At 65.1% G+C, this 19,285-nt stretch carries 18 protein-coding genes and 1 pseudogene; 7 read left to right on the top strand and 12 right to left on the bottom strand.

Going from position 1 to position 19,285, the window contains the following annotated elements; all coding sequences use genetic code 11:
* Positions 1–25: 25 nt before the first annotated feature.
* From D187_RS10560 to D187_RS54985, 6 genes and pseudogenes are all read right to left on the bottom strand, one after another.
* Positions 26–2,703 (bottom strand): annotated as a pseudogene (locus tag D187_RS10560) (ATP-dependent Clp protease ATP-binding subunit).
* 411 nt (positions 2,704–3,114) lie between these two features.
* Positions 3,115–4,257 (bottom strand): glutathione-independent formaldehyde dehydrogenase, encoded by a 1,143-nt coding sequence (locus D187_RS10555; RefSeq protein WP_002632647.1) that lies wholly within the window; start codon positions 4,255–4,257, stop codon positions 3,115–3,117.
* A 59-nt stretch (positions 4,258–4,316) separates the two neighbouring features.
* Entirely contained in the window at positions 4,317–4,736 is a 420-nt protein-coding gene (locus D187_RS10550) for an aminotransferase class III-fold pyridoxal phosphate-dependent enzyme (RefSeq protein WP_002632648.1), read from the bottom strand.
* 142 nt (positions 4,737–4,878) lie between these two features.
* On the bottom strand, positions 4,879–5,505 hold the full coding sequence (locus tag D187_RS10545; RefSeq protein WP_002632649.1) for a DsbA family protein: 627 nt from the start codon (positions 5,503–5,505) through the stop codon (positions 4,879–4,881).
* Entirely contained in the window at positions 5,502–6,074 is a 573-nt protein-coding gene (locus tag D187_RS10540; RefSeq protein WP_002632650.1) for a redoxin domain-containing protein, read from the bottom strand. The genes D187_RS10545 and D187_RS10540 overlap by 4 nt, the downstream gene beginning before the upstream one ends.
* A gap of 130 nt (positions 6,075–6,204) precedes the next feature.
* Positions 6,205–6,372, bottom strand: coding sequence for a hypothetical protein (locus D187_RS54985; protein ID WP_002632651.1), 168 nt, complete (start codon positions 6,370–6,372; stop codon positions 6,205–6,207).
* A gap of 91 nt (positions 6,373–6,463) precedes the next feature.
* On the opposite strand from D187_RS54985, the gene D187_RS10535 reads away from it, so the two are divergent.
* Positions 6,464–6,643 (top strand): hypothetical protein, encoded by a 180-nt coding sequence (locus D187_RS10535; RefSeq protein WP_002632652.1) that lies wholly within the window; start codon positions 6,464–6,466, stop codon positions 6,641–6,643.
* Positions 6,644–6,837: 194 nt separating this feature from the next.
* Here the strand turns inward: D187_RS10535 and D187_RS54980 are convergent, their stop codons facing one another.
* Both D187_RS54980 and D187_RS10530 read right to left on the bottom strand, forming a co-directional pair.
* Positions 6,838–7,275, bottom strand: a complete 438-nt coding sequence (locus D187_RS54980; protein ID WP_155893305.1) for a hypothetical protein — start codon at positions 7,273–7,275, stop codon at positions 6,838–6,840.
* A gap of 468 nt (positions 7,276–7,743) precedes the next feature.
* Positions 7,744–8,946, bottom strand: a complete 1,203-nt coding sequence (locus tag D187_RS10530; protein WP_245591686.1) for an ISAs1 family transposase — start codon at positions 8,944–8,946, stop codon at positions 7,744–7,746.
* 592 nt (positions 8,947–9,538) lie between these two features.
* On the opposite strand from D187_RS10530, the gene D187_RS10525 reads away from it, so the two are divergent.
* The 6 genes from D187_RS10525 to D187_RS10500 are packed head-to-tail and all read left to right on the top strand — an operon-like array spanning position 9,539 to position 15,379.
* Positions 9,539–10,138, top strand: coding sequence for a hypothetical protein (locus tag D187_RS10525; protein ID WP_155893304.1), 600 nt, complete (start codon positions 9,539–9,541; stop codon positions 10,136–10,138).
* Positions 10,139–10,160: 22 nt separating this feature from the next.
* Positions 10,161–11,297: a serine/threonine protein kinase gene (locus D187_RS10520; protein ID WP_002632408.1), complete on the top strand. Its 1,137-nt coding sequence runs from the start codon at positions 10,161–10,163 to the stop codon at positions 11,295–11,297.
* A 4-nt stretch (positions 11,298–11,301) separates the two neighbouring features.
* Positions 11,302–11,757, top strand: a complete 456-nt coding sequence (locus D187_RS10515) for a helix-turn-helix domain-containing protein (RefSeq protein ID WP_063724969.1) — start codon at positions 11,302–11,304, stop codon at positions 11,755–11,757.
* Positions 11,758–11,769: 12 nt separating this feature from the next.
* Positions 11,770–12,234 (top strand): helix-turn-helix domain-containing protein, encoded by a 465-nt coding sequence (locus D187_RS49760; RefSeq protein WP_076606138.1) that lies wholly within the window; start codon positions 11,770–11,772, stop codon positions 12,232–12,234.
* A gap of 53 nt (positions 12,235–12,287) precedes the next feature.
* Positions 12,288–14,402: a serine/threonine protein kinase gene (locus tag D187_RS49755; RefSeq protein WP_002632406.1), complete on the top strand. Its 2,115-nt coding sequence runs from the start codon at positions 12,288–12,290 to the stop codon at positions 14,400–14,402.
* Positions 14,403–14,434: 32 nt separating this feature from the next.
* On the top strand, positions 14,435–15,379 hold the full coding sequence (locus tag D187_RS10500) for a DUF2381 family protein (RefSeq protein WP_051256308.1): 945 nt from the start codon (positions 14,435–14,437) through the stop codon (positions 15,377–15,379).
* A 28-nt stretch (positions 15,380–15,407) separates the two neighbouring features.
* Here the strand turns inward: D187_RS10500 and D187_RS57635 are convergent, their stop codons facing one another.
* The 4 genes from D187_RS57635 to D187_RS54970 form a co-directional block, all read right to left on the bottom strand.
* Positions 15,408–15,530 carry a DUF5953 family protein gene (locus D187_RS57635; RefSeq protein ID WP_002632404.1) on the bottom strand — a complete coding sequence of 41 codons (123 nt, stop codon included), beginning with the start codon at positions 15,528–15,530 and terminating at the stop codon, positions 15,408–15,410.
* A 1-nt stretch (position 15,531) separates the two neighbouring features.
* Positions 15,532–16,164: an ankyrin repeat domain-containing protein gene (locus tag D187_RS10495; protein ID WP_076606137.1), complete on the bottom strand. Its 633-nt coding sequence runs from the start codon at positions 16,162–16,164 to the stop codon at positions 15,532–15,534.
* Positions 16,165–16,167: 3 nt separating this feature from the next.
* On the bottom strand, positions 16,168–16,944 hold the full coding sequence (locus D187_RS54975; RefSeq protein ID WP_076606136.1) for a hypothetical protein: 777 nt from the start codon (positions 16,942–16,944) through the stop codon (positions 16,168–16,170).
* Positions 16,945–17,924: 980 nt separating this feature from the next.
* Positions 17,925–19,202: a hypothetical protein gene (locus D187_RS54970; RefSeq protein ID WP_155893302.1), complete on the bottom strand. Its 1,278-nt coding sequence runs from the start codon at positions 19,200–19,202 to the stop codon at positions 17,925–17,927.
* Positions 19,203–19,285 lie beyond the last annotated feature (83 nt).

Below are 19,285 nucleotides of genomic sequence, written 5' to 3'. Positions count from 1 at the left end.
GAGCCCTCGACCGCGACAAGCCAGCTCAGTGGACCGCTGGAGGCTGCTCCTCCGCGGCGGGCCGCTCCGCCCGCTCCTCCATGGCCTCCACCTCCTCGAACTTGAACTCACCCTCGCGGAAGTCGACGCGCACCTGGCTGTTCTCGCGCAGCTTGCCGCTGATGAGGGACTCGGAGATGGGGCCCTCGATGGAGCGCTGGATCTCGCGCCGCATCGGCCGGGCCCCGTAGCTGGGGTCCCACCCACGCTCCAGAAGCGCGTCAATGCCGGCGGGCGTCACCTCCATCTGGATGGCCTGCCCGTGGAGCAGGCGCCGCGTCCTCTCGAGCATCAGGTTGATGATCTCACGGATCTGCGCGCGGTTGAGAGGCTCGAACATCACCGCCTCGTCGATGCGGTTGAGGAACTCCGGCGGGAAGTGCCCCTTCAGCACGGACATCACCCGCTCGCGGATGCGGTCCTGCGGCTCCTTGCGCTCGGTCGCCTCCTGGATGATCTTGGAGCCGAGGTTGCTCGTGCCGATGATGACCGTGTTTTTGAAGCTCACCACCTTGCCCTGGGCGTCGGTGAGCCGCCCGTCGTCGAGGACCTGCAGCAGGATGTGGAACACGTCAGGGTGGGCCTTCTCGACCTCGTCGAACAGGAGCACCGAGTAGGGGCGGCGCCGCACGGCCTCGGTCAGCTGACCGCCCTCCTCGTAGCCGACGTAGCCTGGAGGGGCGCCCACCAGCCGGCTCACGGTGTGCTTCTCCATGTACTCGCTCATGTCGAAGCGGATGAGCGCCTTCTCGTCCCCGAACATCAGCTCGGCCAGGGCCTTGGCCAGCTCCGTCTTGCCGACGCCCGTGGGGCCCAGGAAGAGGAAGGAGCCGATGGGCTTGTTCGGGTCCTTCAGCCCGGCCCTCGCCCGGCGGATGGCCTGCGAGAGCGCACGGATGGCCTCGTCCTGGCCGATGACGCGCTCGTGCAGCCGCTGCTCGAGGTACATGAGCTTCCTGCGCTCATCCTCGGTCATCTGGGTGACGGGGATGCCCGTCATGCGCGAGAGCACCTCGGCGATGTCCCTGTCCGTCACCTCCGGCGTCTCCTCACGCTTGGCAGACTTCCACTCCCTCTCCGCGGCCGACTCCTCCTTCTTCGCCTCCTTCAGCCTCGCCTCGCACTCCTGGGCGCGCTTCTTGTCCTTGCGGTCACGCGCCTCGGCGAGCGAGCGCTGCACCTTCGCCACCGAGTGCTTGGCGTTGGTCAGCCGCTCGGGGCGTGCGGACTGCCTCAGCCGCACGCGCGCCGCGGCCTGGTCCACCAGGTCGATGGCCTTGTCCGGCAGGAAGCGTCCCTGGATGTAGCGGTCGGAGAGCTCCACCGCGGCCACGATGGCCTCATCGTTGATGCGCACGCGGTGGTGCGACTCGTAGCGGTCCTTGAGGCCCTCGAGGATCTCGATGGCCTGCTCCGGGGTGGGCTCGGGGACCAGCACCGGCTGGAAGCGGCGCTCGAGGGCCGCATCCTTCTCGATGTTCTTGCGGTACTCGTTGAGGGTCGTGGCCCCGATGGCGTGCAGCTCCCCGCGGGCCAGGGCCGGCTTGAGCATGTTGCCGGCGTCCATGGCGCCCTCGGCGGCGCCCGCCCCCACGAGGGTGTGCACCTCGTCGATGAAGAGGATGATCTCCTCGCTGTGGCCCTTCACCTCGTCCATCACCTTCTTGAGCCGCTCCTCGAACTCGCCGCGGTACTTGCTGCCCGCCAGCAGTGCGGAGAGGTCCAGTTGCAGCACGCGCTTGTCGCGCAGCGTGTCGGGCACGGACTGGGAGGTGATGCGCTGGGCGATGCCCTCCGCGATGGCCGTCTTGCCCACGCCCGGCTCGCCGATGAGGCAGGGGTTGTGTTCTTCGTGCGGCGGGAGAGGATTTCCAGCGTGGTCTCGATTTCGTTCGCCCGCCCCACCACCGGGTCCAGCTTGCCTTCGGAGGCCAGCTCCGTCAGATCACGGCAGTACTCGTCCAGCGTGGGCGTGTCGGACCTGCGCTTCTCCGCGCCCGGGGCGAGCGCCTCCTTGACGGCCTCGCGCGCGTCCTGGTGCTTGACGCCCAGCTCCCGCAGGATTTCCGACGCCGTCCCCTCGCCCTCCTGCAGCAGGCCCAGCAGCACGTGCTCCGGGCCCACATAGGAGTGGCCGAGCGCGTAGGCCTCCTCGTAGGCGAGCTCCAACGCACGCTTGGCGTGGGGCGACAGCTCGGGCCGCTCCATGGGCCGCTTGCCCCTTCGCATCTCCGCCTCGGCGCGCTGGGCCACCCGGGCCGGGTCCATCTTCAGGCGGGTGAGCACCTCCTGGCCGCGCGGGTCCCGTGCGATGGCCACCAGGAGATGCTCGGTGTCGATGGCGGGTGCGCCCGCCTGCTGCGCGGCCTCGACGGCCGAGGTGAGCACCCGGCGGGTGTCCTCCGAGAAGGCCTCGGTGATGTCGTAGCGCTCCACCGGCTGCCGGATGGCCTCGGGTGTTCCGCGCAGGCCCCCGAAGTCCTCTTCGTCGAAGCCGCTGAAGAACTGGTCGAACAGTGACGTGCCCAGTCCTACGCGCCCGAAGCGCGAGCGCTGGCTGGCGCACACGTCACACAGCTCCTCGACGTTCCTCCGGTTGCCCACAACCCGCGTCACCCGGGTCGTCGCGGGGCGTTGCTGGCAGAGCTGACAAAGGTTGGCCATGGCGCAGAGTCCCCCTTCAGGGCCGTCACACCGGTGGCGCCCCGAATCTCGGTTGAACGTAAAGCTAGGGACCGCAACGCGTCCGCAGCATGAGGCCCCGAGTCGCTGCCCACTCGAACCTCGGGGCGTGCAGCGCTCCGCAGCGCGCCTGCCGCTGCCTCACGTCTGCACCTCCGGCCCCACCTGGCGCACACGGCGAGGGGCGCCACCCGAACAGCCAGCCGGCTGCTCTGGCACGCCCCCAGGCTCATCCTCCCCGGTGGGTTCTTGGCTCGGGCTTGTTGCGCACCTTCCCCGGTAGGGGCCGTCGTACGTCAGTGCTCGAAACGTCACCAGGTCCCGAACGCGCGGTTCGCGAGGCCCTGGGGGCCCATCAAGCGGCCCCCTCCCTTCCCCCGCTTCCGCGCAGGCTCATGCGGCCGGCTGCAGGACGACCTTGGTCCAGCCCCTGTCGCGCTTGTCGAAGTGCTGGTAGCCGTCCGGCGCCTTGTCGAGCGGGAGCGTGTGCGAGACGATCCACGAGGGCTTCACCTTGCCCAGGTGGATGAGCTCGCGCAGCTGGCGGTTGTAGGCCTTCACGTTGCACTGGCCGGTCGCCACGCGCTGCCCCTTGAACCAGAGCATGCCCCAGTCGAAGACGATCTCACCCTTCTTGGCCAAGGAGTCGGGGCCGCCGGGGTCATTGGGGATGAAGACGCCCACCACGCCGATGCCGCCGGTGAACTTCACCGCCTTCACCAGGTTGTTCATCGTCAGGTTGGGGTGCTCCCTCCCCTGCGGGTCGTGCGCCTGGTAGCCCACGCACTCGCAGCCGCGGTCGGCGCCCTTGCCTTTGGTGAGCTCCTTCACCCGCTCGACGGGGTCCACCTTCGAGTAGTCGATGGGGATGGCGCCAATCTTCTCGGCGAGAGCGAGCCGGTCCGGATGGCAGTCGACGACCATCACCTTGCTCGCGCTCTTGATGGTGGCGGAGAGCGCGGCCATCTGTCCCACGGGCCCTCCACCGAAGATGACGACGGATTCGCCCGGCATGAGCCCGGCGAGCTCGGTGACGTGGTAGCCGGTGGGCAAGATGTCGGCGAGCATCACGTAGTCGAGCTGCTTCTCCTCGGCGTCCTCCGGCAGCCGCAAGCAGTTGAAGTCGGCCCAGGGCACGCGCAGGTACTCGGCCTGCCCGCCGTTGTAGGGCCCCATGTCGGCGAAGCCGTAGGCGGCGCCGGCCGTCCCCGACGGGTTGGCGTTGAGGCAGAAGGCGGTCAGGCCGTGCTCGCAGTTCTCGCAGTGGCCACAGCTGACGTTGAAGGGAACGGCCACCCAGTCGCCCACCTTCAGCTTGTCCACCGCCGAGCCGACCTCGACCACCTCTCCGAGGTTCTCGTGCCCGAGCACCCGGCCCGACTCCATGTCGGTGCGGCCTTCGTACATGTGCAGGTCGGAGCCGCAGATGTTGGTACTGCGAATGCGCACCACCACATCGGTGGGCCGCTCAATCTTCGCGTCCGGCACTTCTTTCACACTGACCTTGCGCGGTCCCTCGTAGACGAGTGCCTTCATGGTGTCTCCCTGTGCATGGCGCTGCAGTAGTCCTCGACAAGCCTTGGCAGGAACGCACGTCAGGACAACCCGCCCCACCGAGGGAGCTGGCCGCGCGGCGGAAGGGTAACCGACGCACTGCAGGGCCTGCGCTGACGTCTGCTGCCTGCGGCCGTGGCCACCTCATCGAGGATGAGCAGCGTCCCGTAGCGGCGGCACAGACGCTGGAGGCCGCGCATGAACTGCGCGTCGGGGACGAGTGCGCCCAGGTTGCAGATGATGGGCTCCATGATGAAGGCGGCGACGTCCCGCTTGCGCAGGAGCCGCTCCACCCGGTCCACCGCGTTGGCGTCCAGGGGGCGCTTCACCTTGAGGCAGCCGCGCAGCAGGTTGGGCAGGTCCTCCCGGTACTCGGAGGCGCCCACGCTCATCGTGCCCAGGGAGTTGCCGTGGTAGCTGTCCTCGATGGACACGAACTTCGAGCGGCCGGTGGAGGCCATGGCCAGCTGGAGGGCAATCGGACGTAGCTGCCCCGGGAGCCGACGAACTGGACGTCGTGCGGCGGGGAGCCGCGGCCCATGTACCGCTGGTCCGCGCGCTTCACGCTCGCGCTCGCCCCCGAGGACTCTCGTCGCGATGCCATCACAGGGCCCCTGCGCCCCCTACATGCATGCGCGACTGGGGCCGGCCCATGCGCGGCACGCGGTCGCCTTCCCAGGGAAGCCCCGTCATCGGCTCGATGTCGGGCCCCACCCGCTGCTCGATGGCGGCGAGCAGCGCCTCGGCCGTGTAGGCGCCGTTGTGGCGCTCCCCGTTGATGAAGAAGGTCGGGGTGCCGTTCACGCCACTGCGCACGCCCTCGATGAAGTCGCGCTGGACCTTCGGCAGGGAGCGGTGCTCCTGGAGGTCGCGAGTGAAGCGGCCCATGTCGAGCCCCAGGTCGGCCGCGGACGTCAGCAGCGCGGGAGCCTCCAGGTTCTGCTGGTTCTGGAAGAGCACGTCCTGCATCTCCCAGAACCTTCCCTGCGCGCCGGCGGCCTCCGCGGCCTCCGCGGCCAGCAGCGCGTGCGGGTGGAGCTGGGTGAGGGGGAAGTGGCGGAAGACGAAGCGGACCCGGTCTCCGATAGCGCTCTCGAGCCGCTTCAGCTCCCAGGCGGCGCGCCCACAGAAGGGACACTCGAAGTCGCCGTACTCCAGGAGGGTGACGGGGGCATCGGCCGGCCCCTTCGCCCAGTCATTGGTGTCCACGCCTCTGTGAAGTCTGCTCATGTCCGGGCCTCCGGCTGAGGTGGCTGCTGCTGTGGCTGGAAGGTGGGGAACTCCATCTGCTTGCCGGTCAGCCGCTCGAGCGCGTCGATGACGCCGTCCGCGCCGGGGTTGAGCTCGATGGGCGAGACGTAGCTCCAGTAGATGTCGCCCTTGCCGTCGATGACGTAGAGCGCCCGCTCGCAGATGCCGACGTCCTCCCGGTAGACGTTGTAGCGGCGCGAGACCTCTCCCTTCGGATGGAAGTCGGAGAGGAGCGGAATCTGGATGTGGAGCTCCTTGGCGAAGGCGATGTGGCTCCAGAGGGAGTCGCACGAGATGCCGAACACCTTCGCGCCGAACTGGCCGAACACGGGCATCAGCTCGTTGAAGAGCCCCAGTTCGTTGGTGCAGACGGGGGTGAAGTCCCCCGGGTAGAAGACGAGGACGGCGGGGGAGCCCTTCTGGTCCGAGAGCTTGACCCGTCGCCCATCAGGGGTGGATGGAAGGTCCAGCTCGGGTGCGCGCGTACCGGCTGGCAGACCGTGCACAAGGACGCCCGAAGCTGGAGGAGGAGGAGCGAGTGTGGCCATGGGGAGAAGTCCCTTTCGCCACAATATTGGCCACGCGGGGGGCCAGCGCCCACCCCTCTGCCATGAGGAGAGGATGAGGTGCGCGCTCCCCCTCCCCCCGGCCCCCTCACGGAGGAGAGGGAGGCGCGGCTCACTTCACCTTGCGCATCTCGACGAGGAAGTCCTTGGGCGCAAGGAAGCCCGTCACGCGGGGTTGGGTGAGCACCTCGCCGGTGCTGGAGAGGAAGAGGACGGGTCCGTTCGTCCTCCGCTCGTCCTCCGCTCGCCGCGACCACCCCTGAGGCTCCCTCCCGGCCATGCGCTCCGGCGTCCATGACCTCGCAGGTCATCGCGCCGTTTACCCGGAGGAAGCTATCGACGCGTGCATCCACCCCGCCTCAGGAGGCGCGATGCGCGACCCCTTCCTCCCGACGTCCGACGGAACCCGGCTCTTCCACCTCGACTGGGGTCGTGGCGCTCCCGTGGTGTTCGTGCACGCCTGGTCCCGCTCCACGTACCAGGGCAGGCCGCGCCCTACCTCGCTCGCCTCCGCCAGCAGCTTCCAGCAGGTGTCGTTCTTCGAGCGGTAGCACGGCGCCTTCGCATCCCCGTCACGTCCCTGGCTGGGGGAACACCAGGAGCTCGCTTGCCGGGTCCCAGACGGCGAAATCGCGAAGCTTGTGAGCTTCGAGCACGCGCTGCAGGACGTAGCTCATGCGGCTCTCAGCCGAGGCCGAGGGCGGAAACGAAGAAGGGGAAGCCTTCCGGCTTCCCCCCTGTCGCCTTAGTAATAGGACTGGCCTTCCAGGTAGGTCGTCCCATACGGCCCCAGGAAGGCGACGTAGTAGTTCGACGCATAACTCACGGGCTTCGCAACCCACACCACGAAGCCACTGTAGTAACCCGAACAAGCGCCAGCGGCGACAACATCAGGCCGGTACACCGTTTGACGGACCTCGAGAACAGGCAGACTGACATTGCCATGAGCGACGGCGACCTGTGTTGAAGGCACACCATAGTCGGCCGTGCCCGGACGGACACAGGCCCATCCACGAATGCTCATCGTCGTCGTTGGCCCAACGATGAAACCAGGGTACGGCTCATTCCCAATGGAATCGACCCACCCTCGCTGAATTGCATTGGGATCATACGCAAACGCATGCGAGGAGCCGAGGAGAACGACCGCACCCGCGATACCTGAAAGAACACCCTTGAGATTCATGTCCGACCGATTTCCTTTCTCTTCCTCAAGTACAAACGCACATGCCGTCAACCCGGAGCCGCACGAGCAGTTCGCTTGTCCTATAGACGCACCGTGTATCATTTTTAACTTTGGGTAGATGTCCTGCCTGGCGAGGATTGTTGACTTCTGGACAGAGTCGAGACTTCCTGCCGAGGAGGAGCAGAGCCCGTCGGGACGAGCCTGACCCGTAAGGCTTTGGGCGCATGGCCGCTCCCTTCCTTGGGTGGACAGGCAACCCAGGCCCTCCCACCAGGCTTGATCCAAAGTCCTGGGGGGAGGTTTTGAGGAGGGGTGGGAGGGAGACAAGCCGTATCAGGCAATGAGGTGGCGTTCTCCCAGACGGCCCTCGCGAGAGGCGCCCCCCGGAGAGGGATACTGGCTGAAGACGGACCCGCGAAGCCGAGGAGGTGGAAGCAGAGGAGACCGGAGCCAGGCGCTGGCGGGCGCTCAGGCAAGTGCGGCCAGAGTCTCCGGGAGCACCGCCAGGCCCAGCAAGCCTTGGTAGAGCACTTCCTGGGTGCGAGCATAGGACACGGGCCTGCCGTCTTTTGGGGGCAGGTGTGTGCGCACCAACGCCAACAGGTTGTAGGCCAGCAGCCGCAGCCAACTGAGCACCACGGGAGCCTGCCCCCGTAGGCTGGCCGAGGCCGTGTCTTCCTCCAGCACCACGTCCGCCGTCCAGTTCGGCCCGTTCTCTATTCCCCAATGCCCTCTCACTACTGTCAGCATCTGCTCCCCCGACAACTCCCCACTGGGAATGGAGGTGAGAAACAGTCGCGTCTGCACCTCGGGCAAACGCCCCTCGCGCTCCCGCGTGCTGCGCACCCATATCCATTGCCGGGCTTCGGGAAACTCTTCTGTCTCGGGTACGGGCGTGACTCTCAACTCCCTTTCCACCCACTCGCCCCGCGCCTTCTCTCTCACTCTCACCTGTACCGGGGCCGTTGCCAGCGCTATCCACGCCACGTCGTGCAACCGGCTGAAGTTCTCCTTGAGCGCGAACAGGTAATGTTTGCCCGCTTCCCTCACCGCCCTCGCGTTCGCCGCGCTCGTCAGCCCCGCGTCCCCTGTCACATACTTGAAGTGCTCGCCATACTTCTCCACGACTCGTCCGAGCAACTTCGCAAAGGCCGTCGCTTCTCCTTGCTTGCCTTCCAACATCATCTGGTCGAGCACCGGGCACGCCCTGCTGCTGGTGAGCGCCGCCCGGAGCGCGAAGGGGTACCAATACTCCTGCCCTTGCTCATCCCGGAGTGTGTGACAGGGCTCGCACGGCGCTTGTCCTCGCGTGCTCTCCCCCGCCTTGCCGTCAATCGACACCACTCCCGCCGCCAGCTTGTCTTGCCTCAGCACTCCCTGCTCGAGTGCTGTCCGCACCGACTGCTGCAACACCTTGTCCCATCCCTCGGGCCCAAGCTGACTGAGCAGTCTATCCAACGTCGTGTCCGACACCGCTCCGCTCAACCCCTTCGGCTCCGTCCCTTCACGCACCAGGTCCTCCCCCAATGCCTCTACCTGTCGCAGCACTCTTCTTCCCGTCGCCATCCCCACCACCAGCAGCGACAGGAGCGCCCCCAACCCGTGCCTCTTGCCGCGACTGGCCCGCGGGCCCACTATCTCCTTGAACGTCAGTCCCAATCGCGTCAGCATCTGCTGCACGGCCGAGGTGTTTGCTCCCTGCTGCTTCCTCGTCCCTGTTTGCTTCTCAGGGGGTGTGGAGGGCCCGCCAGCTCTCCCGCCCCGGTTTTTCTCCCCGTCCACGTCGACTCTCCAACGGCCTCATCTGGCCCGCGTCCTACCTGTGCCGGACTCGTGCCTCGCGATCAGCCCACCGCTGCCCGCGCCACCTCGTCCCATGGATGGGCACCTTACCTCGCCCGTAGGTCCAGGTGGGATAACTTCTCTCGTGGGACTTTGAATCAAGCCTGCCACCGGGCCCCGCTACTCATAGGACCGGCCCGGTAATGACGGGCCAGGCCGAACCGTCGCGCGTGAGTGGTCAACAGGTCCGCGACTTGCCGAGTCCTGCAAGGGCACACGCCGCGCACGAGCGGCCTAGTTGACCCATACATGTAGGGAACATTTCTGTACTGATTTCCCTGACTCGGGCCTGATCGCGCAATCCGTGCATTATATGTTTCGTATATGTTCGGGACTCCCGGGCTTCCCCTGCTCACATGACTGTGTTACCTCTCCGGGCGTTTCGCTGTCTCACCAACCAACACGCTGGAGGTGGTGCCCCGTGCTGAGCGAACCGCGCTCTCGTATGAGGTTGATTTCCGTTGCCTGCTTTTCGGTTCATGCCCCGCTGAGCTTGCTTGTGCTGCTGGCGGTGCTCGCCTCCGGCGCGACTGCGTGCGCGAGCCGCCCGCCCCCGGAGGCCCTTGCCGCTACCCGCGACGCGCTGTCGGGCCTCGACGAGTTCGGCGCGCTGCTGCTGGGGGCCGGGCTGCCTGTTGAAGCCATCCCCGAGGGGCGGAGCGTGTCGCCTGTGCAGGCCGAGCGGCTGCGTCGGCACCTCGCGATCCTGCCTTACCTGCCGCAGCACTACGCGCCCCGTTTTGTTGCCGACGAGATGCTGCGCTACGTCGAGCAGCACGGACAAGGGCTGTCCCGCTGGGACCTGAGCCGGATGGTGCAGGAGTACCGGAGCCTTTTCCTTCTCCGTCAGGATGGCTTTCTCGCGGCAGCGCTTACCGGCGAGCCCGCGCGGTGGATTGGTCGGGTCGAGGTTCGCGACCACGGGGCAGGCGCGGCTGAGTTTGAAATGGGCGTGTTCTACACACGCGCGGACGGCGAGAACTGGCGACGTGCGGACAGCCCCAACCTCGGCAGGCTGTAGAGCTTCGTAAGGAGAGCACAACATGGCGGACAGCTCCGGCCCGCGTCTTATCTTCGAATTCGAGGGCTTCAAATACGAGGTTTACGACACCCAGGTTCTAAACCGGGATTACGACACGCTTCTTCTTGCCTGGAGGCACCCCATCAGCGGAAGCATGGGCCGTCGCTCAAGGGTCATTCTCAAGCCTGTGCAGGTGTCCTCAGACCGTGAGAGGGGTGAGCGGGTTTGGGAAGAGGTGCAGCTCGCGTCGCACCTGGAGCACCCGGGCATCGCCAAGGTTTACGGCTTCGCTTCCCATGGCGACACCGCCTATGTGGTCATGGAGCACTTGCGCGGTTGCTACCTCCTCACCGCGATGGATTTCGCGCTGCTGGTGGAGCGTCGTCTGTCGCCCGCCTTTGCGGCATACGTCGCGGCGGAAGTAGCGGGTGCGCTTGGTTACGCTCACCAGCGCATCAGCAGTGAAGGCCACCCGATGCACATCGTCCATCGCGCCGTGGGTCCCATGCGGATCCGTCTCGGGTTTGATGGGCGCGTCAAGCTCACGAACTTCGGTGCTGCGTACTCGGAGCTGCGCGACCGCTTGAAGACGCCGCCCGGCTTGCTGCGCGGCGACCCGGCCTACTGTTCGCCCGAGGTTCTGCGAGCTGTGATGGAGTCCACCGGGAGCCGAACCGACCCGCTTATCGGGGGAATGATTGACGGCAGAGCGGACGTGTTCTCGCTCGGGCTTGTGCTGCTGGAAATGCTGCTGGCTGAATACCCGCTCGACCTGACTGATACCCCTGTGGAGGGTGCCCCGGTCGGGTTCTCATTCCCTGTGCGTGCCGAGCGGACCACACAGCTTAGCCTGGACGTGTTGGCTTACCGGCTGCTGCGCTTTCACCCTTCGGAAGCGGAACGTCGACTTGAGTTCGCGCCCGGTCCTTTGCGGTCCATTGTCCGGCGTGCGCTCCAACCGGATCCGCGCGAGCGTTTTTCTGCCGCCGAGATGCGCGAAGAGCTGCTCGTCTACCTGGGGACCGTAGAGCCGCCGGTCCTCGCTGATGAGGCCGCAGCAGAGCTGAAGGCGATTTTCGAGGCTGCCGCAAGGGTCAAGCGACTGACGGCGAACCCCATCGAGCGGACGGCGCTAACGCCCGACGAGGACGAGGGTTAGGTCAATGAAAGGGAAGCCAGGTAAAAAGGAGGGCGCCACCAAGGGGAGAAACCGAACCGAACTCAGTATTCAAATCGGCAAGGCTGCGCGGGCGGCCCGGTTGAAATTGAAACTGACTCAGGAGGACATAGCCGAGCGAGTCGGGTTGACGCCGGAAGTGTATGGGAGGCTGGAGCGAGGCGCCATGCTTCCGAGCACGCCAACGCTAACGAAGATCTGCGTTGCACTTGGGCTCTCTGCTGACTTGCTTGTGGGGCTCGTCGAAAGGGAAGCCACTCAGACCCAACCGGCACCCGACGAAGAACTGACGCCGGAGATCAGGCGGTTGCTGCGGCTGGTGCGAACGATGGATCCCCAGCAGCTCGCCATTTTCAAGGGAACGGCGACCGGGTTGGCCAGGCTCAACAAGAGGCGGCAGCAGCAAGGCAAGCGTGATAGGGAACACGGCGCCATCATCTGAGAGGCATACCGCATGGAAGATGACCTTCTACAAAAGAGACTCGGCGAGGCAGCCCGAACCGCACGAGAGGCGCTCGGGCTCACTCAGGCACAAGTAGCCGATGCGGCAAGGATGAGTCCGGCCGTGTATGGGCGCATCGAGCGCGGCGGGATGATGCCGAGCGTTCCGGCGCTGCGAAGGCTCGCGGTCGCCTTGGGTGTTTCCCCGGCTGTGCTCCTGGATATGAGCGCGCGAGAGATGCCTACCACCGACAAGGATCTGTCCCCCGAGATCCGAAAAGCTGTCGGGATCCTGCGGACGTGGCCGGAGTCCAAGGTCGCGGTCGGGTGTGCACTGCTGCGCGTGCTCGACGCTGCGCCGATGCGCGAGGAAGAGGCCCGTCTCGAAAAAGGGGCGGGGGCGGTGGGTGGGGCGGCCGACTTGGAGCGGTCGCCAGCCTTTGAGGGGTCCACCTGCCGCCCCGGTCCCGCTGTCTGAGCCGTATTCCTGCGGTTATGCTACGCTCCCCCATCTAGGAGGTGAGGTAGAGCGTGGGACTGGTACTCAGACACCCGGAAATCGAAGAGATGATCGGGGACTACAAGGTCGTGGGGCTTTTGGGCGCGGGGGGCCTCGGGATCGTCTACAAGGTCGAGCGCGGGGGCCGCTTCTTCGCGTTGAAGCTCCTCCTGGTCTCCACGCTGGACGGCAGGGGCAAGCGGGAGATCGGCATTCTCATTCACCTGGAGAATCCCGGTGTCGTCCGTTACGTAGGATCGGACTTCTGGCCCGACCCGGCTATCGGCCATCCCTATATCGTGATGGAATTCGTGCCGGGCGACACTCTCTTTGCGTTTGCCTACAGCCAGAATCCATCGGCGCGGAAGGCGACGCGCATCGTTCTGGAAGTGGCGGTGACGCTCGGGGAGGTACACGCGGCGGGCGTGTTTCACCGTGACGTGAAGCCGGAGAACATCCTCATTCGGGAAGGGAGCGAGAAGCCGATCTTGATTGATTTCGGAATTGGTTCTCTTGCCTGTGCCCCGACGGTCACCGGCTCGCAGCTCCCGCCCGGGACAGAGGAATACCGCTCCCCCGAGCAGATACGCTTCCAGCGCGCCAACCCAGACGGCACGGGTCAATACGAGTACGGGCCTGCCGACGAGATGTGGGCGTTGGGCGTGGCCTATTACTGGCTGCTGACGGATGAGCTGCCCTTTGGCGAGCGCACGGATCCGGGTGGACTGGATGGACTGCGCGAGCGCATTTTGACGTACAGGCCGGATGCGCCCCACGTCGTCAATCCGCGCGTGCCGCTGGCAGCCTCGCTGCTGTGCATGAGGATGCTTGCTGCGCGACCGGAGGAGCGTTTCCCGGTGGTTGCGACGCTGTGCGCGGCTTTGAATGAGTCCCTGTCCACCGCTGAGAGCGACGCCACCTGGGAAGTGCCGCTCGGGGACCCGGACGATCCGCAGCTCACAACCACGGCCGAGGACCCGGAACGGCAAGAGGCGAGCGAGCAGCGGCGCGCGTTTCTAAGGCTGAGGAAGCAACGCCCCCGGCGCGGGCGTCCCCTGCCGAAAAGGGACCGGGTGTTCTTCCTGCCCGAGCAGATGGCAGCCCCACGGGTCCCACCAGCAGCCGCACACCCGGACGAGATCCCCACGGGGGGCGCTCCGGGCGTGGCCGCGCCCGCTGGGGGGCACGAGCCGCCCGCTCCGAGCGCCCCGGTGCCGCCAGCTCGCGAACTCAAGCCCGCCGCCGCCGCTCCCCACCCCCGTCGCGCCGCGTGGCGCCTGGGGCTCGCTGGGGCCGTGCTGCTGGTGGCCGTCGTTGCCCTGTCCGTGGGCGCGAACCTGGGGGGACCTGGCTCTATGGGGCGCACCAGCGAGGCAGGGCCGGAGCTGCCACTACCATCCACGTCCCCCGCCACCAGCGCAACCGATGCAGGCGTGCGCGGTCGTGAAGTGGCGCCCGATGCAAAGGCGCTGGAATCTCTCCCCGGAGGAGACGCGACACCCGTTGGGGCTCAACTTCCCGCGTCTACCGCTAACGCCATGCTTCGCACGTCCGCTCAGACGCCCAAGAACGAAACGCCGAAACCACAGATGCAAGGTGCAGGGTTCCGCTTGCTGGTGAAGCCCGCAGCCGTCGCGGTCTGTGCGCTGCTCGATGGGGGATGCACCGCGCCCACTTCCCAGGTGCGCCCCGAGCCCCCCGCGATTACGTGCCCCCAGGCTTGGCGGGAGACCCACAAGCGGTTCAACGTTGCTCGCGTTACCCCGATTGCAACGGTGAGAGGGTACAAGGGAGAGGCCGGAGAGGCGGCCAGGGTGAAGGATGGCCCCGCTGTCCTCGAAGTGGGTGTCCCTACCTCAATGGGTAGCGTTGGGGATTTTCCTGACGGGACCTTGCTTCTTGGCGCGTGGAAGCTGGGCGATAGCCGCCTTTTCGGCACCTTCACCGAGGCAAAGGTTCCAGGCGAGGGGACTCTCCCCGTGTGTTTGGTTGCTGGCCTGGATGCCGTCACGGTCTACGCGGACGAGCACGACAAGCCTTTCGATTGTCCCCCTGGATTGGGCGTCTGCCTCACTCCCGGAACCACGCCCGGCAACGCCAAAACACCTACGCGCGTTTTTCTCGATGTGCCTGTCGAGCAGCCCTGATTATTGCCTTGCCCTTTGGAGGTTGAGTTTCCGTGCTGCCCCCCTCTCCCGGTGCCGTCCTGCTGGCCGCCCTGCTCACTGGCGCCGCGCAAGCCGCAGAGCCGCCCCCCGTCCCCCGCTGCGCCGCGACAGCTCGCTTTGACTTGGCGGCGGAGTCCCCGGAGGGGGCTCTCGGCGTGTGCGTCAGCGCGGACGAGCCGACGACGTTCGTCTTTGATTCCCTCTTGCCGCCGGGAGCCGTGGAAATGCTGCCGGACAATCGCTCCATAGGTGTTGCGCAGGGGGATGACTTCGTGACCGTGAATCCCAGGCGGGGATTTTTGCCCGGGGAGCGAGTCAAGGTGACGGTGCGCTTCGCGGATGGTGCGGCCCCGGCCAGTGCGACCTTTTGGCTGGTGGGGCATGGTGGACTCGGGGCGCGAAGGGTGGAGGTTTTCCGCCAGCCTCGCCCGCCTGACGTGCTCAAGAAAGAGCGTGACGAAGCACAGGCCGAAGCGCGCCAGTGCCAGGAAGACAAAGCGAGGCTTTTGGCCGAGCGTGAGGAGCCGGGCGGGCTCATGGGAGCCGCGTGGCTGGAGGGGGCCGGGGTCGTGGCGTACAAGCAGCTTGGCTTGCTGATGCAGCAGCCAGCCAATGCGCTGCGGCTCGATGAAGCCCGGAGCTACAGCTACACGCCCACGGGCGAGACCCACCCGGCAAGCGTGGCTGTGCGGTTGCTCCTCAAGAACCCCGGCGCCGAGCCCTGGACGCTGGCGGGGGCGGCGCTGGTGGACTCGGCGGGGGAACAGGTGGAGCTTGCCCGTTGGCCACTGGCGCCCATCCCCGCGAAGGGTGCCGGTGCCGTCGTGGTGGGCATCAAGGAGGAGCGCGCGCAGCTCGGCTGCCCCTGCACCCTCAAGCTATGGGAGGCAACCGGGCCGCGCACCGTCACCCTCGGGAACGTCGAGTTCCCGGTGAGCCAGCCGGCGGGGCCCTGAGCACGGCCAGCGCGAGCCGTGCCGAGACTCAAGGGGCTGCGCGCCCTCCAATCTCCGGGAAGCGCTCGTGGGCCCGTTTGAGCGCGTCCGGGGAGGCCGGGTTGTCCAGGTCGAGCGGCGCGTCCGTGAGCCCGCGGCACGCGACCTCCATTCTACAACGGCATGCGGTCCTTCGCTCCTCCGAGCAGCTCGAACGCTGCGTCCCATGTCTGGGAATCGGATTCAGCGCGCGGTGGCATGCAGTAATGAGCGGGCCGCTTGTCTTCGTCTGGGGCCCTCGGGTCAGCGCCTGCGGCGAGCAGCAGCTTGATCATGGGGAGGTCCAATCGAAGTGCCGCAAGCCCGAGAGCCGTGTATCCGGAAATCCCGCCCCAGTCGTTGATGGTCCGGGCGGCCCCCGCGTACAGCAGCAGAGCCGCCATAGCCAAGTAGCCCGACTCCGCGCATATCCGCAGCGGCGTGTCGCCTCCGCCGCTGCGCACATTGGGGTCGGCCCCCGCCCTCACGAGCACCTCGAGGGCTTCCACCTCTTGCTCGCAGACGGCCGTCAATAGAGGGGTTTGGTCCCGCTCGACATCCCAGGCATTGACGTCCGCGCCGTGCTCGATGAGCACCTGGAGCATGTCGACCTCGCCTCCATCGCAGAGTGCGAAGATGGCCTCTTGCAGCGGGCGCAGCCCCCGCCCCTCTGACTGTGGCTCGTTCGGATTGGCTCCCCCTTCTAGCAGTGCCTTGACCCGTGCTGTATCGTGCTGCCTGATCGCAGCGAAAAGATCCTTCGACATGATTTACCTATCTGCCATCGGATGACCTGAGGCGCAATTCGTCCCTTCGAGTCGCTTCAGGTACGCGATGCCTTTTTCGAGTTCACCGATTGCTTTATCATGGCCAGCATCAGATTTTCCTCCGAAGCATTTTTTCTTGATCTCCTCACGTTTATCAAGAACCTTCTGCATGGCTTTGAGACGATTCCGGATGTTGGAGCACGGGATCTCCGGCTCCCATCTCTCGTTCGACGAATTAGGATGCCTCGGATCGAGGACAGGGATTTTCGTATAGAGTACGCGCTTTTCCTCTTCGAGTTCGTCGAGCTTACTGTTCTTACAGATTTGACCCTCGTGACGGGGAACACGGTCATATTCCTCCACACTGGTGTAGAACTCACCCGTCGCTGGATTTACCGTGTTCCGCCAAGTCTTGGGTTTCCCGGCGGCCATAAGCGGGGCCGAATCAAAGTCCGGCTCGGCATCCTGTGGTACACGCTCCTCCATGAGCCGCCGCGACTCCTCCGCCAATTCCCGTAGACGGGCCGCGTACTCCCATTGCGCGTCCACCCACTCCGGGCGACGGTCGACCTCTGTCCCGGCGGTGCTGGAGGGGTAGAGCAGGGCGAGGCCCACGAGTAACGGGCCCACCCGGGGGAGGAATTCAGCCAGCGTCATGGCGCGTCCCGCCTGCACGAGGCCCTCCGCCCCCCTCACCACCTCGGCGGCTTGCCCGCTCGCTTTCGCGGCGCGCGAGAAGCGCTCGAAGGCCCGTTCCGCTGCGGTGAGCTTGCGGTTCAACTGTTCCCATTGACGCGGCTCGATGTCTTGGCGTGCCCGAGATAGCAGTGCCCTGGCCTTGTCCAGGTCCGCCCTTCCAATCCACGACCGTTCCGGTGTCGGCTCCATCGGCGAGGAAACGAGCCGGATGCGCGGGCCCGAGGTGGGAGCCGACGCGAAGGCATGGGGCCGTGGCATCGACTGTGGGGCGGGCGCGCTAGCGCAGGCTGAGGCCAAGAGCAGAAGTACAAGGCAGGCTCGGAAGCGCATGGGGTCCTCTATTCGAGCTAGGACCTAGTGGGTCCTGGCGAGACCGCTCGGAGTATGACGGGTCGCCCTGACTGACAGCTACGAACGAGCGCGCCGGGGGCACGGAAGGGGCCAGGGTGCCGCAGCCGCAACTCGGGCCAGGGCGAGCGCGAACGCAGCGGGCAGCCCATGCTCGGGGGCGGTGCAGGCTCTAGGGCGCTAGGTTGCACGCCCCGTGTCCCGGGCCGGTGGAACGGTGAGGCGTGCACCTGGACCGCGCTAGTAGGCTCCAGCGGCGCGGCTGCTAGGGCTCGGGGTTGGGTGGAGGGAACGATCAGCCGCATTTGGGGCTGTACCTCCTCCAATTTCGAGATCGGCTCTAGCCGCCTTCCAGCCCTTCCCGATACTCGCCGGGACTGAGGGTAACGTCGTGGTGGGCACTGAGAGGCGACCGGGACCGCTCTCGCGCCCCTGTACGTTCAAGTTGTGGGATGCAACTGAGACACGGGTCGTGACCCTCGGAAATATCACCTTCCCCGAGGGGCCGACGGCAGGCCACTGACTTCAATCTGTGGGGGACACCGATAACGCGCGTCTTTAACCTTCGGGAACATCACCTTCCCGACGGGCCGAAGATGGGGCGTTGAGTATGTGCCCTCACACACGCCGCGCCCACGTTGTTATGAGCTGGACACGAGGGCAGAGATGATGCTTTACCGCTCACAATTCTGTAATCAGCTCGTACTAATTACTCAGTCCTCGTTCGAAGCTGATGGGAAGAGCCTTTTGACCTCCTGGTGAAATTTATGGTAACGGGCCCATGAGTTTTTTCGCAAAGTCTCCAAATCAAGCTCGATGTATTTAGAGCGCAGATGAGCCATGAGTGCAGAATGCGCTTTCTTGAGTGACCGTATTTCTTCTTTCGCTTTATTGTACGCTTTATTGTAGTCCTCTTCGTGGGTTGGGGAATTTAAAGTGTCATTAGACAAGTTCCAAATGTAAAATTCTCCGGGTCCACGTTGGTATTGAGTCTCATGAGATAGGACATCGCCCCAGTATTGGTGCACCTGCATCATCAGGTTTTTGGCCGTTTCATCGTACAAATGAGTCGATGATGCCTCCCAGAGGGCATTGAAGCCTTCCCAGAAATCGAATACAGCAAAATAAATTCGATGGGGTGCATCCTCCCAGAGACTGTCGAAGACGTCCGGATTCAGGTGTAGAAGTAGATCATTTAGAGTTCGAATGTCGCGCTGCCTCTTGAGTGAGGTTGCGTCAGTCACAACGGCGACCGGGCGATTTGGAGAGGTCTTTACAATCTCTTCAATGGCGAGAGTTAGGTCTTTAGTTAGTGCGCCTAGGGCATTTGATGCGGAGTCTTTATCCTTCTTCGCGTCTCCGGTCAGGAGCGGGCATTTGAATTGGGTGATTCTTCTTGGCCTGATGTCGAAAGGAAGGTCGTCTATGCTTCCAAACTCCTTATTGGCAATCATGATAATTCGCGCCCATCCATGAAGAGCTGCTGCATAACCGAGTTCGACTAGCACGTTCGGGTTCGGTGTCTTGCGACCGGTTGTCGTGCTGCTGTTTATGATGGAGATGTCGGAAATGATGACATCTGCGGATTCTATCTTGCGAAATATAGTGCTCGGTATATCAGGACTCCCAGCTTCGCCACGTGTTGCTTCGTCGAGAATTAGTTGCACACCCGGAAGCTTCGCTTCAATGGCGCTTGCTGCATCACGTAGGGCGCTCCTGATTAATTTTCTGCCTTGATTGTCGGGCATGTCTGACTGCCAAGAATAGAAAAGAGTGTAGGTCTTGGAGGTGTCAGCAACTGTCGTCATTGTCTCGCTTCCCCGTGGCAGATGGGTTGCCGCAAAATCTAGGCTGGATGGTTGAAAATTCCACAAAATCGCTTCGCTCTTCCATGGCTCAACCTCTAGGGGAGCGGTGTAGCGGTTGTGGCTGCGTCTAGCAACTCTCAGGGGATTGGTCGTGGAGTGCACGGCGAAAATGGCAGCTAGCACCAGCTCGCTCTTACGGACAGTGCCGGGTCAGGCACCGCTTGCCCAAAACTGGAGAGAGGCCGGGTATCCAGGCGGCTGACGCC

The organism is Cystobacter fuscus DSM 2262 (assembly GCF_000335475.2).
Classification (GTDB): Bacteria; Myxococcota; Myxococcia; order Myxococcales; family Myxococcaceae; genus Cystobacter; species Cystobacter fuscus.
The sequence above is the reverse complement of the archived record's forward strand: the minus strand, read 5'-3'. Positions and strand labels throughout refer to the sequence as shown.

What these genes read in the sequence shown, in the direction of transcription:
- D187_RS10555 (WP_002632647.1), bottom strand. Translation starts at nt 4,257, where the DNA reads ATGAAGGCACTCGTCTACGAGGGACCGCGCAAGGTCAGTGTGAAAGAA.
- D187_RS10550 (WP_002632648.1), bottom strand. Translation starts at nt 4,736, where the DNA reads ATGGCCTCCACCGGCCGCTCGAAGTTCGTGTCCATCGAGGACAGCTAC.
- D187_RS10545 (WP_002632649.1), bottom strand. Translation starts at nt 5,505, where the DNA reads ATGAGCAGACTTCACAGAGGCGTGGACACCAATGACTGGGCGAAGGGG.
- D187_RS10540 (WP_002632650.1), bottom strand. Translation starts at nt 6,074, where the DNA reads ATGGCCACACTCGCTCCTCCTCCTCCAGCTTCGGGCGTCCTTGTGCAC.
- D187_RS54985 (WP_002632651.1), bottom strand. Translation starts at nt 6,372, where the DNA reads ATGGCCGGGAGGGAGCCTCAGGGGTGGTCGCGGCGAGCGGAGGACGAG.
- D187_RS10535 (WP_002632652.1), top strand. Translation starts at nt 6,464, where the DNA reads ATGCGCGACCCCTTCCTCCCGACGTCCGACGGAACCCGGCTCTTCCAC.
- D187_RS54980 (WP_155893305.1), bottom strand. Translation starts at nt 7,275, where the DNA reads ATGAATCTCAAGGGTGTTCTTTCAGGTATCGCGGGTGCGGTCGTTCTC.
- D187_RS10530 (WP_245591686.1), bottom strand. Translation starts at nt 8,946, where the DNA reads ATGCTGACGCGATTGGGACTGACGTTCAAGGAGATAGTGGGCCCGCGG.
- D187_RS10520 (WP_002632408.1), top strand. Translation starts at nt 10,161, where the DNA reads ATGGCGGACAGCTCCGGCCCGCGTCTTATCTTCGAATTCGAGGGCTTC.
- D187_RS10515 (WP_063724969.1), top strand. Translation starts at nt 11,302, where the DNA reads ATGAAAGGGAAGCCAGGTAAAAAGGAGGGCGCCACCAAGGGGAGAAAC.
- D187_RS49760 (WP_076606138.1), top strand. Translation starts at nt 11,770, where the DNA reads ATGGAAGATGACCTTCTACAAAAGAGACTCGGCGAGGCAGCCCGAACC.
- D187_RS57635 (WP_002632404.1), bottom strand. Translation starts at nt 15,530, where the DNA reads ATGGAGGTCGCGTGCCGCGGGCTCACGGACGCGCCGCTCGACCTGGAC.
- D187_RS10495 (WP_076606137.1), bottom strand. Translation starts at nt 16,164, where the DNA reads ATGTCGAAGGATCTTTTCGCTGCGATCAGGCAGCACGATACAGCACGG.